The sequence below is a fragment of the Serratia proteamaculans genome, from assembly GCF_946227095.1.
GTDB classification, from domain to species: domain Bacteria; phylum Pseudomonadota; class Gammaproteobacteria; order Enterobacterales; family Enterobacteriaceae; genus Serratia; species Serratia proteamaculans_E.
Genome location: NZ_CAMISV010000005.1, coordinates 136,961 through 151,119 on the forward strand (window position 1 = coordinate 136,961; position 14,159 = coordinate 151,119).

Consider the following 14,159-nt stretch of genomic DNA (forward strand, 5'->3'; position numbering starts at 1 on the left):
CGGGTCCGGCTTGCCGAGCCCCTGTATGACATTCTTTAATTCAGGTCCGGCGTACCGAACCCCTGCAAATTATTTGGCGACCCGCACCAGCTCCGCCGCCACACGTTCGGTAGCATCCGGGATAGCGACTGCACGTGCCTTTTCAGCCATCGCCAACAGCGTTGGGCGATCCCAGCTGGCCAGCAGTTCTGCCACGACATCGGCGTTAAACTGCGGCTGTTCGATAATCTTCGCCGCGCCGGCTTCTTCCAGCGGACGAGCATTCCAATACTGCTGACGGTCTTTGTGCTGGAACGGCACAAATATCGCCGGCAGGCCCGCGGCAGCAATCTCGCTGACGGTCAGCGCGCCGGAGCGGCACACCACCACATCAGCCCAGGCGTAGGCGGCAGCCATGTCATCAATAAACTCGGTCACCTTGTGCTGTGTCTGCCCTACCCTCTCGTAGTCGCGTAACACGTTTTCCAGTGCGCCTTTACCGACCTGGTGCCAGAGCGTTATTTTATCGCCCAATCTCGCCGCGACTTCAGGAACTGTCTGATTCAGCACCCGGGCGCCCTGACTTCCGCCAATCACCAGCACGCGGGTCGGCCCTTCACGGCCAATCAATCGCTCTGCTGGCAACGGTAGCGCCAGTACGTCGGTTCGCACCGGGTTGCCCACCACTTCCGCGTTCGGGAACGCGCCGGGGAAGGCTTGCAGCACGGTTTTGGCAATACGCGCCAGCCAGCGGTTGGTCAAGCCGGCAATGCCGTTTTGCTCGTGCAATACCACCGGGACACCGCACAGCCATGCCGCCAAACCGCCAGGGCCGGAAACATAACCGCCCATGCCCAACACCACGTCCGGCTGGTAGCTGCGCATAATCGCCTTCGCCTGACGAACGGCGTGCCAGATACGCAGCGGTGCGCTCAACTGGGCCTTCAGCCCTTTGCCGCGCAGGCCGGAAATACGGATGAAATCAATCTCGATCCCGTGCTTTGGCACCAGATCGGCTTCCATTCGGTCTGCGGTTCCAAGCCAGCGCACCTGCCAGCCCTGCGCCATCAGATGATGTGCGACCGCCAGTCCCGGGAACACATGTCCGCCGGTACCGCCTGCCATCACCATTAAACGCTTAGGTTTCCCGCTCATCCCTTACCTCTTCACAAACGCCTGGGCTTTAGCCAGACGCGTTTCATAATCAATACGCAGTAACAGCACGATCGCCGTCGACATAATCAACAGGCTCGAGCCGCCGTAACTTATCAGCGGCAGCGTCAGGCCCTTGGTCGGCAACATACCGGCGGCGGCACCGACGTTAACCAGCGCCTGGAAGCTAAACCAGACGCCAATTGAGCAGGCCAAAAAGCCGGAAAAGCGTTGATCGAGCTCCAGCGCACGGCGGCCAATCGACATAGCACGAAAAGCGACGCAGAATACCATTAACAATGCGAAAACCACACCGATATAGCCCAGTTCTTCGCCTAAAATCGAGAAGATAAAGTCGGTGTGCGCCTCCGGCAAATACTCGAGTTTCTGCACCGAGTTGCCCAACCCCTGTCCCCAGAACTCACCGCGCCCAAAGGCCATCAGCGACTGGGTCAACTGATAGCCGCTGCCGAACGGATCGGCCCACGGATTCCAGAACGAAGTCACACGGCGCATACGGTAAGGTTCGGCAATGATCAACAGCACCACGGCGAAGCCACCAGAGCCGATAATCGCCAGGAACTGCCACATTTTGGCGCCGGCCAGGAACAGCATCGCCAGCGTAGTGATAAACAGCACCACCACGGTACCGAGGTCCGGCTGTGCCAACAGCAATACCGCCAGCACCACCATCACACCCATCGGCTTACAGAAGCCCCAGAAGTTGGTACGCACTTCTTCTACCTTGCGCACCAGATAGCTCGCCAGGTAACAGAACAGCGACAGCTTGGACAGCTCCGCCGGCTGAATACGCAGTGGCCCCAATGCGATCCAGCGCGATGCCCCGTTTACCGAACTACCGACCACCAGCACGATCAGCAGCATCACAATCGACATCAGTAGCATGACATTGCTGTAGCGCTGCCAGACTTCCATCGGAATACGCAGCGTCACCATCGACAGGCCAAATGCCAACCCGAGGTACAGCGCGTCACGCTTGGCGAACAGGAAAGGATCGTCTGCCAAACGCTGGCCGATCGGCATCGATGCCGAAGTCACCATCACAAAGCCGACAATGGCCAACCCAAAGGTCAGCCACAGCAGGGTACGGTCGTACAGCACCATATTGACCGAATCGTTATCCCGCGATCCCGCCACCCAATTTTTAAACAGTTCGGTCAGCCCGAAGTTCGGCAAGCGTAGTCTCATCCGCCGAGCTCCTGTGCCAAGCGGGCGAACTCATCGCCGCGCACTTCAAAATTACGGAACTGATCCAGGCTGGCACATGCCGGTGACAGCAACACCATATCGCCGGACTGCACCCGACCAGCTATCGCCTGCATCGCCTGTTCCATGGTTTCGGTCAGCGTAGCCACCTCCGGCCGCAGCTGCGCCAGTTGTTCGCCATCACGGCCGAAGCAGTAAAGGCGGACATTATCGCCTTGCAGATACTGCGCCAGCGGAGAAAAGTCGGCAGATTTGCCGTCGCCGCCCAGTAGCAGGTGCAGAGTGCCATCAACCTGCAGGCCATTTAACGCCGCTTCGGTGCTGCCGACGTTGGTGGCTTTGGAGTCGTTAATCCAGCGTACGCCGTTATGTTCCCAGGCCAGTTGGAAGCGGTGTGCCAACCCGGTAAAGGTGGTTAACGCTTTCAGGCTGGAAGCACGCGGGATATTCACCGCATCGGCCAGTGCCAACGCCGCCAGCGCATTGGTGTAGTTGTGGCGGCCGGTCAGTTTCATCTCGCGGGTGTTGAGGATTTTCTCGCCGCGCACACGCAGCCAGGTTTCACCCAGTTGACGGTTCAGGTGGTAGTCACCCACATCGGCACCGAAACTGATGCAGCGCTGGTCTGCGCCGCGTACCGGCATGGTCAGCGCATCATCTGCATTCACCACGCACAGGTTGGCATTTTCATAAACGCGCAGTTTGGCCGCACGGTACTGCTGCAGGCCAAACGGATAGCGGTCCATGTGATCTTCGGTGACGTTCAAAATGGTCGCCGCGGCCGCATGCAGGCTGAAGGTGGTTTCCAGTTGGAAACTGGACAGCTCCAGCACGTACAGCTGGCATTCCTGGCGCAACAGGCTCAGCGCAGGCAGGCCGATATTGCCGCCAACCCCCACCGCCCAACCGGCCGCTTTCGCCATCTCACCCACCAGGGTGGTGACGGTGCTTTTACCGTTAGAGCCGGTGATGGCCACGATCGGTGCCTGGGCTTCGCGGCAGAACAGCTCGACGTCGCCGACAATCTCCACGCCAGCCTCTGCAGCCGCGCTTAATGCCGGGGTTGCCAACGCCATGCCCGGGCTGGCGACGATCAAATCAGCCGCCAACAGCCAGTCCAGATTCAAATCGCCCAAATGACGCTCAACGCTTTCAGGCAGCTTGTCCAGCCCTGGCGGTGAGATGCGGGTATCCATAACGCGTGGCGTCACGCCGCGCGCCATAAAGAAATCAACACAGGACAGGCCGGTGAGGCCCAGCCCGATGATGACCACTTTTTTACCCTGATAATCCGTCATAATTACCGCACCTTCAGCGTCGCCAGGCCAATCAGCACCAGCATCAGCGAAATAATCCAGAAGCGCACGATCACGCGCGGTTCTGGCCAGCCCTTCAATTCATAGTGGTGGTGAATCGGTGCCATGCGGAAGATACGTTGCCCGCGCAGCTTGAACGACCCCACCTGCAAAATCACCGACAGCGTTTCAACTACGAACACGCCGCCCATAATCAACAGTAAAAATTCTTGGCGCAGCAGTACCGCGATGGTGCCCAACGCACCGCCCAGTGCCAGGGAGCCCACATCGCCCATGAAGACCTGAGCCGGATAGGTGTTGAACCACAGGAAGCCCAGACCGGCACCGACGATGGCGGTACAGACGATCACCAGCTCACCGGCATGGCGCAGATACGGAATGTGCAGGTAGTTGGCGAAGTTCATGTTACCGGTCGCCCAGGCCACCAGCGCAAAGCCCGCGGCCACAAACACCGTTGGCATAATCGCCAGGCCATCCAGCCCGTCGGTCAGGTTGACCGCGTTGCTGGTGCCCACAATCACAAAGTACGCCAGCAGCACGTATAACAGGCCGAGCTGCGGCATGATGTCCTTAAAGAACGGCACAACCAGCTCGGTGGCTGGCGTGTCTTTTCCTATGGCATACATGGCGAAGGCAACCACCAACGCAATCACCGACTGCCAGAAGTATTTCCAGCGGGCAATCAGCCCTTTGGTGTCTTTGCGCACCACCTTGCGGTAGTCATCAACGAAGCCAACAATGCCGTAACCCACCAGCACGAACAGTACGCACCACACGTAAGGGTTGGATGGATAGGCCCACATCAATACCGAAACGGTGATGGAGGTCAGGATCATGATGCCGCCCATGGTCGGCGTACCGCGCTTGCTGAAATGCGACTCCGGACCGTCGTTACGCACCACCTGGCCGAAGGACATTTCCTGCAGGCGTTTAATCACCCGCGGCCCCATCCACAAGGAGAGGAACAGCGCGGTCAGCAGGCTGACAATGGCTCGGAACGTCAGGTAGGAAAAGACGTTGAAGCCGGAATAATATTTGACCAAATGTTCGGCCAGCCAAACTAACATGGTGCTTTCTCCTGTAACGCGCGTACTACCTGCTCCATTGCGGCACTACGTGAACCCTTGATTAACACGGTAATTACCGCATGTTCTGACAGTAATTCCGCCACGCGCGCGATCACTGCTGCCTTATCCTGAAAATGTTCGCCATGACCCGAGGCTGCAACCAGCACCTGGCTTAACGGGCCGACGCCCAACACTTTATCCACCCCTGCCAGCCGGGCGGCTTCACCCACCTGACGGTGACATTCTTCGGCTTCTGCCCCTAACTCTGCCATGTCGCCCACCACCATCACGCGGTAGCCCGGCATTTCCGCCAGCACCTGTGCGGCAGCCGTCATTGAACCGACGTTGGCGTTATAGCTGTCATCCAGCAGCAGTTGGTGGTCAGAAAGCGCAATCGGGAACAAACGCCCCGGTACCGCCTGTAACTGTTTCAATCCCTGACGCACGGCTTCGAGCGAGGCACCCGCCGACATTGCCAGCGCCGCAGCGGCCAACGCATTGGCCACGTTATGACGGCCCGGCAGCGGCAGCGCGATCGGTGCAGTACCGAACGGGCTGTGCAGCGTAAACTGCGTGCCCTTGCCATTCACCCGCACATCGCTGGCGAAGAAATCGACGTTTTCTGCCGCTTGCGGCGAGAAACGCCAGACGGTTTTGCCGTCCAGCATGCTCTGCCAGTGCGGCCAGTCGTTATTGTCGGCGTTGAGGATCGCCACCCCGTCAGCCGGCAAACCGGCAAAAATTTCGCCTTTTGCCTGAGCGACACCGGCCAAAGAGCCAAAGCCTTCCAGGTGGGCGGCCGCCAGGTTATTCACCAGTGCGGTCTGCGGGCAGGTTAAAGCCGTGGTGTAAGCAATTTCGCCAATATGGTTGGCGCCCAGCTCAATCACGGCAAAGTCGTGCTGCGGCTGCAAACGCAACAACGTCAGCGGCACGCCGATATCGTTGTTGAAGTTACCGGCGGTATACAACACTTCACCGCACTCACGCAGAATGGCCGCGGCCATTTCTTTCACCGAGGTCTTGCCCGATGAACCGGTTAACGCCACTACGCGAGTCGGTACCTGCTGACGAACCCAGGCAGCAAGCTGTCCCAGTGCCAGACGGGTATCTTTCACCACCAGTTGCGGAACCTCCACCAATAAGCGCTTACTTACCAGCAGTGCCCCGGCGCCAGCGGCTACCGCATCAACAGCAAAATCGTGAGCGTCGAAACGCTCGCCTTTCAATGCCACAAACAGGCAACCTGCGGTTACCTGACGGGTATCTGTCGTCACCTCAACGATTTGGCAATCGGCGCCGATCAACTCAGCGCTCAATACATCGGCCAGTGTCCGAAGGGAGACAGGGATCATGCTACTACCCCCAGCAGACGCGCTACGGTGGTGCGATCGGAGTAATCCAGGCGGCGATTCCCCACCAGTTGGTAGTCCTCGTGGCCTTTACCTGCCACCAGTACCACATCTTGTTCTTTAGCTTGCATGATGGCGCTGGTTACCGCTTCCGCACGGCCGTGGATCACCAGAGCGCGTCCGGCGTCCAGCAGGCCGGTCAGGATATCGGCGATGATCGCCTGCGGCTCTTCGGTACGAGGGTTATCGTCGGTCACGACCACGCGATCGGCGAACTGTTCGGCGATACCGCCCATCAACGGACGCTTGCCTTTGTCACGATCGCCACCACAGCCAAACACGCACCACAACTGCCCCAGGCAGTGCAAGCGTGCGGCTTCCAAGGCTTTTTCCAGCGCGTCCGGGGTGTGGGCGTAATCGACCACTACCGTCGGTTTACCCGGCGCGTTGAACACTTCCATTCGGCCACAAACCGGCTGCAGCTGATTGCCGGTGGCGACCAATTTGTCCAGCGGATACCCCAGCGACAGCAGCGTCGCCAGTGCCAGCAGCAGATTGCTGACGTTGAAGGCCCCCATCAGACGGCTTTCAATCTCACCATCACCCCAGCTTGAGCTGAAGTGGATAGTGGCACCGTTATCGTGATAGTTAACCGCAGTGGTTTTCAGCCAGCGACCATGGCAGCCCGGTTGCAGGTTATCCTGCATGGTAACGGCCACGGCATCCGGTAATTTGCTCAACCAGCGCTGACCGACTTCATCATCAGCATTGATAATCGCCTGGCCCACTTCGTGACCGGCGAACAGCGACCATTTGGCCGCTTCGTAATTGGCCATGTCACCGTGGTAATCCAGGTGATCCCGGCTCAGGTTGGTAAATACGGCAGCGGCAAACGGCAACGCCGCCACGCGGTGCTGCACCAGCCCATGGGAAGAGACTTCCATCGCGGCAAAGGTCGCACCGCTGTCGACCAATTCGTTCAACACGTGCTGAATATCCACCGCAGAACCGGTGGTATTCTCCGTTGGGCATACCTGGCCCAGCAGACCGTTGCCCACGGTGCCCATCACGGCGCTGGTTTCGCCCAGCAGTTGGCCCCATTGCGCCAGCAGTTGAGTGGTGGTAGTTTTGCCGTTAGTCCCGGTGACGCCAACCAGACGCAGGCGCTCCGCCGGCTGATGGTAAAAACGACCGGCCAACGCGGAAAGACGCTGATTGAGCTGGCTCAGATAAATCACCGGCACGCCGTGCATTTCAGTGATGGCACCGTCTTCAGCCTGACCTTCAGCTTCGGCAATCACAGCGGCAACGCCCTGCGCGATGGCCTGCGGAATATAGCGGCGTCCATCCGTCTGATGGCCGACAACGGCGACAAACAGATCCCCGGCAGCCGCAATACGGCTGTCTAATGTCATTTCCCGCAGCGCGCGCCCGGGCGCCGTTGGCACCCACGGAGCGAGTAAGTCGCGCAAATTACGATCGGCCACCTGAACCCTCTTTTCTGTTAATTACAAAATCGCTTTTCTCACCGGTAGGCAACGCATCCGGCTCGACGTTCATGGTGCGCAATACGCCGCCCATGATGGCGCCAAACACCGGTGCGGAGATCGCACCACCGTAGTATTTCCCACCCTGCGGGTCATTGATGACCACCACCAGAGCAAAACGGGGATTACTCGCCGGCGCAACGCCAGCGGTATAAGCGATGTATCGGTTGACGTATTTGCCGTCCGGGCCCACTTTTTTGGCGGTACCGGTTTTGATGGCAATACGGTAGCCCTTGATCGCGGCTTTCACCCCACCGCCGCCCGGCAGGGCAACGCTTTCCATCATGTGCACCACAGTGCGCACCAGAGGTTCAGGGAACACGCGCTCACCGGCAACCGGTGGGTCAACCTTGGTAATCGACAGCGGGCGATAAACGCCCAGACTGCCGATCGTTGCGTAGACTCGCGCTAACTGTAACGGGGTTACCATTAGCCCATAGCCGAAAGAGAAGGTGGCCCTCTCTATGTCAGACCACCGTTGTTTTTTTGGGTATATGCCACTGCTTTCTCCGACCAGCCCCAAATTGGTCGCTTTTCCCAATCCAAAACGAGAGTAAGTGTCTACTAACGCTGAGGACGGCATCGATAACGCCAGTCGTGAAACACCGACGTTACTCGACTTCTGCAAGATCCCGGTCAGGGAGAGTTCCGCATAGCGCGCAACGTCCCTGATTTCCTTACCGTTGATACGGTAAGGGACGGTATTCAGCACGCTGTTTTCTTTCACAATGCCGTGCTGCAATGCCGTCATGACCACCATAGGTTTCACGGTGGAGCCGGGTTCAAAAATATCGGTGATAGCACGGTTACGCATGGTTTCTTTCGGCGTACCGGCCATATTGTTCGGGTTGTAAGACGGGCTGTTGGCCATGGCCAACACTTCGCCGGTGTTCACGTCCACCAGTACGGCGGTACCGGATTCGGCCTTGTTGAACGCCACGGCGTTGTTCAGTTCGCGATAAACCAGCGCCTGCAGACGTTCGTCTACGCTCAGCACCAGGTTATGCGCCGCCTGGCTGTCGACCGAGGAGATATCCTCAATCACCCGGCCATAGCGGTCTTTACGCACGGTTCTTTCGCCCGGTTGCCCGGTCAGCCAGCGATCAAAGCTCTTCTCGACGCCTTCAATCCCTTGGCCATCAATGTTGGTCACGCCGATGATATGCGAGGTCACCTGGCCGGATGGATAGTAACGGCGAGACTCCTGACGCAGGTAAATGCCCGGCAGTTTCAACTTGTGGATGTAATCGCCAATCGCCGGATTCACCTGGCGCGCCAGGTAGACGAAGCGCCCTTTCGGGTTGGCGTTAATGCGGGTAGAAAGCTGATCCAGTGGGATATTCAACGCATCAGACAGTGCCTTCCAGCGGGTGTCCAGGGTGATGCCACCACGCTCATTCAGCTCTTTCGGGTCAGCCCAAATGGCGTTGACCGGCACGCTCACCGCCAACGGGCGTCCTGAGCGATCGCTGATCATGCCGCGAGAGGTTGGCACTTCCTGCACGCGCAGTGAACGCATGTCGCCTTCTTTCACCAGGCGGTCCGGGTTAATCACCTGCAGATAAGCCACCCGCAGCATCAACCCCACCAACGCCAGCAAAATACAGCCGCACAGCAACGCAAAACGCCAGCTTACAAAGCTGGCCTGATCTTCCTGGCGTTTCAACTTACCGGGGCGTGCTGCTTTCATGCGTTCCCTTTCTACTCCGTGTAGTGATTTCAGTTAAACCATTCATTGTTTAACGATGATATTTTCCTGCGATGGATCAACATGTTGCATCTGCAGTTTTTCTGTAGCGATGCGCTCTACCCGACTGTGATCCCCAAGAGCATTCTCTTCCAGAATCAGGTTGCGCCACTCAATGTCCAGAGCATCTCGCTCTAAAACCAGCTGCTCGCGCTCGGCGGTCAGCAAACGGGTACGGTGCGCGGTGGTCACCACAAAAACCGCAGACACCAGCGAGGCAATCAGCAAAATCAATGGGATCTTGGCGTTACGCAGCAGATCGCCGCCAATCACCCCGACTAAGCCATGACGCTCATTACCAATCACGCGGGCATCCTCTCGGCAATACGCAGCACCGAGCTACGCGCACGTGGGTTTTCCGCCACTTCGGCATCCCCAGGCATCATCTTGCCCAGCGCTTTCAGCGTGCGTCCGCCCATACTGCGCAATTGCGCTTCGGTCAGCGGAATACCGGCCGGCACCTGAGCACCGCGGCTGTGATGGCGCATAAAGCGTTTAACAATACGGTCTTCCAGCGAGTGGAAGCTGATCACCGACAGGCGACCCTGCGGGGCCAGCACTTCCAGCGCGCCGTCCAGCGCACGTTCGATCTCTTCCAACTCACTGTTGATGTAGATACGGATCGCCTGGAAACTGCGGGTTGCCGGGTGTTTGTGTTTATCCCGGAACGGGCTGGCGTTGGCGATCAAATCGGCCAGCTGTTTGGTGCGAGTCATCGGATCGACCAGGTTTCTTTCCACGATGGCGCGAGCGATACGCTTGGCGAAACGCTCTTCGCCAAAGGTTTTCAGCACCCAGGCAATGTCGTCGGCTTCCGCTTTCATCAGCCACTCGGAGGCTGACTGACCGCTTGAGGAGTCCATACGCATATCCAGCGGCCCGTCACGCATGAAGGAGAAACCGCGTTCCGCGTCATCCAACTGCGGCGAAGAAACGCCCAGATCGAGTAAAATGCCATCTATCTGCCCCACCAATTCGCGTTCCCGCACATAGTGTGACAAATCTGAAAATGGGCCGTGTACGATGCTAAAACGAGGATCTTCAATAGACTTGGCGGCTGCAATCGCCTGTGGGTCGCGGTCAATTGCCAGCAAACGCCCTTCCGGCCCCAACTGGGACAGAATCAGACGCGAATGGCCACCGCGGCCAAAAGTACCGTCGATATATATGCCGTTACTGCGAATATTGAGACCTTTTACCGCCTCATCCAACAGTACGGTGGTGTGTTTATAATTTTCCAACATGCTTATAGCGACAAGTCCTGTAGCCGCTCAGACAACGGTTCCTGAGTCGACTGTTCTGCGTCAATATCATCCTTGACTTGTTGATACCAGGTCTGTTCATCCCACAGTTCAAACTTGTTGAACTGCCCGACCAGCATCACTTCTTTTGTGAGCCCGGCGTGTTGGCGTAGCGTTGTCGCTAACAGCAACCGACCGGCGCTATCCATCTGACACTCACTGGCATGCCCCAACAGCAAACGCTGAACGCGGCGCTCGGCGGGATTCATACTCGACAGACGGGATAACTTTTGCTCAATAATTTCCCATTCGGGCAGTGGGTAAAGCAGTAGGCAGGGCTGATGGAGGTCAATGGTACAAACCATTTGGCCTAGCGATTGCTCGTTCAGCAAATCCCGGTATCGGGTAGGTACGGCAAGCCGCCCTTTGCTGTCGAGATTGACCATCGTTGCTCCACGGAACATGCCTGAGCTACCCCTCCACGACCATTTTCACCACTTTACCCCACAAATTCCCACATAATGGAGTTTACGGAGGGTATGAAAACCTTGTCAAGCCAGAGCGCCGGCGCTTTGGCAATATTTCTTCGGTCATTTTGGGAGCTGGCTCGCGAAAGGAACGCTATTTATTAGATGATTAAAAATTAACATCATGATAAACGGGGAGAAATTTCTAAGCGGAAAGAGCGTGATTAAAAACCTGACAAATTGGCGATTAATTAACTCAATACTTCCTTCTGCAATCGATGTCTCATTTTTTAGCTCGGCAATCACATCCCTGTAACCCGTTGGGACCCGCACCGGACAAGGCCCGGCGTAAACTTGCCTTACCACCGAAATAGGGCTTAAGCCATTGAGTTAATAACGCTCAACGGTTATTACGCCCCAAGCCGGCCGCTATTTTACTTCAATTAAAGCCTCAGTGATAAGTTCGCTGAAAAAATAAATGACTCGGATATTACGAGGGGAGCTAATTTCGATTTAAATCAATTTAGTAAGATTATTCTCAAAATACCTGTTTACAATTATGGTTTCATTTCCTTACATCATTTATTCCCACAATTTTTACTGTGAAAAAGCAGCTCGCCGCAGCAAATAATGCAACTCATTGTTTTTTATTGAATAGTTGCAATTCATCCATTTTTAATCTCTTTGCGCCATATTCCTCTGCCTGAGCTCAGCACAAAAACCACGCAACGCCTTAAAATAAAAATATTTAGCTACTTAGTGAATTTATGGCGGAAGTGTAAACTACAAAAAGAATAAAAACCCAGATTTAACAACCACAAATTAACGTATTAACAGAACATTAACCAATAACTACGGAGATTGCATCATGCTTTCGCCTGTCCCTCATTGGCGCAGCGCCGCTGCCGATACCTTTGCACTGGTGGTGTACTGTTTTATCGCCGGTATGGCGATAGAAATCCTGGTGTCCGGCATGAGCTTTCAACAATCACTCTCGTCCCGTTTGCTGTCGATCCCGGTGAACATCCTGATCGCCTGGCCCTATGGGCGCTATCGCGATCTGTTTATCCGTGTCGCCAGGCGCTTTCACCGCCAACCCTTTTTACTGCGCAACCTGGCCGATCTGTTGGCCTATGTCAGTTTCCAATCCCCCGTCTATGCCGCCATCTTGTGGAGCGTCGGTGCCGATGGGCAACAAATCATGACGGCGGTGACCAGCAACGCGGTGGTGTCGATGGCAATGGGCGTGGTGTACGGTTATTTTCTCGAATACTGCAGAAAATTGTTCAGAGTGACAGGCTACGTGTGAAGTGTGAAGCAGGAGCGCAACGGGGCGCTCCTGTTAAGGATTATTTCCGGCTCAGACTGCCGCGGCGGAACAGATTACGCCGGATGCGCGTCAGACCCGGTTTGGGTTTACGCGGCTCATCCAGACTGGCCAGCACCAGTTCCAGCACCCGCTCGGCCACGTCACGGTGACGCTGGGCAACCGCCAGAACCGGACACTCAAGGAAGTCCAACAACTCGTGATCGCCAAAGGTGGCGATCGCCAGATCGGTCGGCAAACGGCCACGTTGCTTCAGCGTCACGTCCATCACCCCTTGCAGCAACGAGAATGAGGTGGTGAACAGCGCCTGCGGCATCGGGTGGGTTTTCAACCATTCGGCAAACAGCACGCCGGCAGCCTCACGCTCATAACTGTTGGCATACAGATAATCGACATGCCGCTCGTCATCCTGCCATGCCTCGCGGAACCCCTGCTCACGCAGGAAGCTGACGGAAAGCTCCGGCAAGGCCCCCAGATACAGCACCGATTCAGCCGGGAAGGTACGAAGCTCCTGCGCCAGCGCAAAGGAGTCCTCTTGATCGGCCCCCACCACGCTGATGAAATGCTCGCGATCCAGTGCCCGGTCCAGTGCGATAATCGGCAGTGGATCGTTGGCCCAGCGCTGATAGAACGGGTGCTCCGGCGGTAAGGCGGTGGAAACGATCAGCGCGTCGACCTGGCGTTGCAGCAGGTGCTCAATGCAGCGCATTTCGTTATCCGGCTGATCTTCCGAACAGGCAATCAACAACTGGTAGCCGCGTTGGCGAGCCTGACGTTCCAGATAGTTGGCAATACGGGTGTAGCTGGTGTTTTCCAGATCCGGTATCACCAGACCGATTGAACGAGTCCGCCCGGCGCGCAGCCCTGCCGCGACGGCATTCGGATGATAGTTGTGCTCCCTGACCACGGCCATCACTTTTTCGACGGTTTTATCGCTGACACGATACTGCTTCGCCTTGCCGTTGATGACATAACTGGCCGTAGTGCGCGAAACGCCTGCGAGACGCGCGATTTCATCCAGTTTCACGTTAACCCCTTAATGACGCTGAAAATAGAAGTGAAAACCATACCCGGATTAACCATCGCATCCTGTGCGGTTATTCAATCCAGCCTCTGCGATCTAACAGCAGAAAACACTGCCTAGCAACCGCTTTTGCCGAAAGGTGCCAGCAAACGGGCAAAAAATGCCGAAAAACAAAGGGCGCAGCCTGGCCGCGCCCTTAGATTATGCCAATATCACGCCTCAGCGCATGATTTTATCGCCGCGCGACACGCCGACCACACCGGAACGCGCCACCTCGACAATTTCAGCCACTTCACGCACCGCACTCAGGAACGCATCCAGCTTGTCGCTGGTACCCGCCAGCTGAACGGTGTACAGCGTGGCGGTGACGTCGACAATCTGACCGCGGAAAATGTCGGCGCAGCGTTTCACCTCTTCGCGACCATAGCCACTGGCCTGCAGCTTCACCAGCATGATTTCACGTTCAACGTGCGCGCCCTGCACCAGTTCGCTGACGCGCAGCACGTCCACCAACTTATGCAGCTGCTTTTCGATCTGCTCCAGCACTTTCTCATCGCCGACGGTTTGAATCGTCATTCGTGACAACGTGGGATCGTCGGTCGGTGCTACCGTCAGGCTTTCAATGTTGTATCCGCGCTGAGAGAACAAGCCCACCACACGCGATAACGCACCGGATTCGTTTTCCAGCAATACAGATAAAATACGGCGCATGA

The 14,159-nt window shown here is 56.8% G+C and carries 13 protein-coding genes; 1 reads left to right on the forward strand and 12 read right to left on the reverse strand.

Annotated elements, in window-relative coordinates; genetic code table 11:
• Positions 1 to 69: 69 nt before the first annotated feature.
• Genes murG through mraZ form a run of 10 tightly spaced genes read right to left on the reverse strand, consistent with a single transcriptional unit; the run spans position 70 to position 11,092 of the window.
• The gene (gene murG, locus OC597_RS12200; protein WP_262208879.1) at positions 70 to 1,134 is read right to left on the reverse strand and encodes an undecaprenyldiphospho-muramoylpentapeptide beta-N-acetylglucosaminyltransferase; all 1,065 of its coding nucleotides are present in this window, start codon (positions 1,132 to 1,134) and stop codon (positions 70 to 72) included.
• Positions 1,135 to 1,137: 3 nt separating this feature from the next.
• Positions 1,138 to 2,340 carry a cell division protein FtsW gene (gene ftsW / locus OC597_RS12205; RefSeq protein WP_085120229.1) on the reverse strand — a complete coding sequence of 401 codons (1,203 nt, stop codon included), beginning with the start codon at positions 2,338 to 2,340 and terminating at the stop codon, positions 1,138 to 1,140.
• The gene (murD, locus tag OC597_RS12210) at positions 2,337 to 3,656 is read right to left on the reverse strand and encodes a UDP-N-acetylmuramoyl-L-alanine--D-glutamate ligase (protein WP_207979278.1); all 1,320 of its coding nucleotides are present in this window, start codon (positions 3,654 to 3,656) and stop codon (positions 2,337 to 2,339) included. The genes ftsW and murD overlap by 4 nt, the downstream gene beginning before the upstream one ends.
• A 2-nt stretch (positions 3,657 to 3,658) precedes the next feature.
• Complete coding sequence (gene mraY / locus OC597_RS12215; RefSeq protein ID WP_261257324.1) at positions 3,659 to 4,741, reverse strand: phospho-N-acetylmuramoyl-pentapeptide-transferase; 1,083 nt, start codon at positions 4,739 to 4,741, stop codon at positions 3,659 to 3,661.
• A complete protein-coding gene (murF, locus tag OC597_RS12220; RefSeq protein WP_261257323.1) occupies positions 4,735 to 6,096 on the reverse strand; it encodes a UDP-N-acetylmuramoyl-tripeptide--D-alanyl-D-alanine ligase in 1,362 nt (453 codons plus the stop codon). The genes mraY and murF overlap by 7 nt, the downstream gene beginning before the upstream one ends.
• On the reverse strand, positions 6,093 to 7,580 hold the full coding sequence (gene murE, locus OC597_RS12225; RefSeq protein ID WP_099063082.1) for a UDP-N-acetylmuramoyl-L-alanyl-D-glutamate--2,6-diaminopimelate ligase: 1,488 nt from the start codon (positions 7,578 to 7,580) through the stop codon (positions 6,093 to 6,095). Before murE ends, murF begins: the two co-directional genes overlap by 4 nt.
• Entirely contained in the window at positions 7,567 to 9,330 is a 1,764-nt protein-coding gene (gene ftsI / locus OC597_RS12230; RefSeq protein WP_085120225.1) for a peptidoglycan DD-transpeptidase PBP3, read from the reverse strand. The genes murE and ftsI overlap by 14 nt, the downstream gene beginning before the upstream one ends.
• Positions 9,331 to 9,372: 42 nt before the next feature.
• Positions 9,373 to 9,693: a cell division protein FtsL gene (ftsL, locus tag OC597_RS12235; protein WP_012005204.1), complete on the reverse strand. Its 321-nt coding sequence runs from the start codon at positions 9,691 to 9,693 to the stop codon at positions 9,373 to 9,375.
• Positions 9,690 to 10,631 (reverse strand): 16S rRNA (cytosine(1402)-N(4))-methyltransferase RsmH, encoded by a 942-nt coding sequence (rsmH, locus tag OC597_RS12240; protein ID WP_085120224.1) that lies wholly within the window; start codon positions 10,629 to 10,631, stop codon positions 9,690 to 9,692. The genes ftsL and rsmH overlap by 4 nt, the downstream gene beginning before the upstream one ends.
• Positions 10,632 to 10,633: 2 nt before the next feature.
• The gene (mraZ, locus tag OC597_RS12245) at positions 10,634 to 11,092 is read right to left on the reverse strand and encodes a division/cell wall cluster transcriptional repressor MraZ (protein ID WP_085120223.1); all 459 of its coding nucleotides are present in this window, start codon (positions 11,090 to 11,092) and stop codon (positions 10,634 to 10,636) included.
• Positions 11,093 to 11,963: 871 nt separating this feature from the next.
• Here mraZ and OC597_RS12250 point away from each other — a divergent pair.
• Positions 11,964 to 12,404 carry an L-alanine exporter AlaE gene (locus tag OC597_RS12250; RefSeq protein ID WP_261285594.1) on the forward strand — a complete coding sequence of 147 codons (441 nt, stop codon included), beginning with the start codon at positions 11,964 to 11,966 and terminating at the stop codon, positions 12,402 to 12,404.
• Between the two features lie 40 nt (positions 12,405 to 12,444).
• On the opposite strand, the gene cra is transcribed toward OC597_RS12250, so the two are convergent.
• Both cra and ilvN read right to left on the reverse strand, forming a co-directional pair.
• Complete coding sequence (gene cra, locus OC597_RS12255) at positions 12,445 to 13,449, reverse strand: catabolite repressor/activator (protein WP_085120221.1); 1,005 nt, start codon at positions 13,447 to 13,449, stop codon at positions 12,445 to 12,447.
• A 216-nt stretch (positions 13,450 to 13,665) separates the two neighbouring features.
• Positions 13,666 to 14,157 (reverse strand): acetolactate synthase small subunit, encoded by a 492-nt coding sequence (ilvN, locus tag OC597_RS12260; protein ID WP_004932806.1) that lies wholly within the window; start codon positions 14,155 to 14,157, stop codon positions 13,666 to 13,668.
• Positions 14,158 to 14,159: the final 2 nt, after the last annotated feature.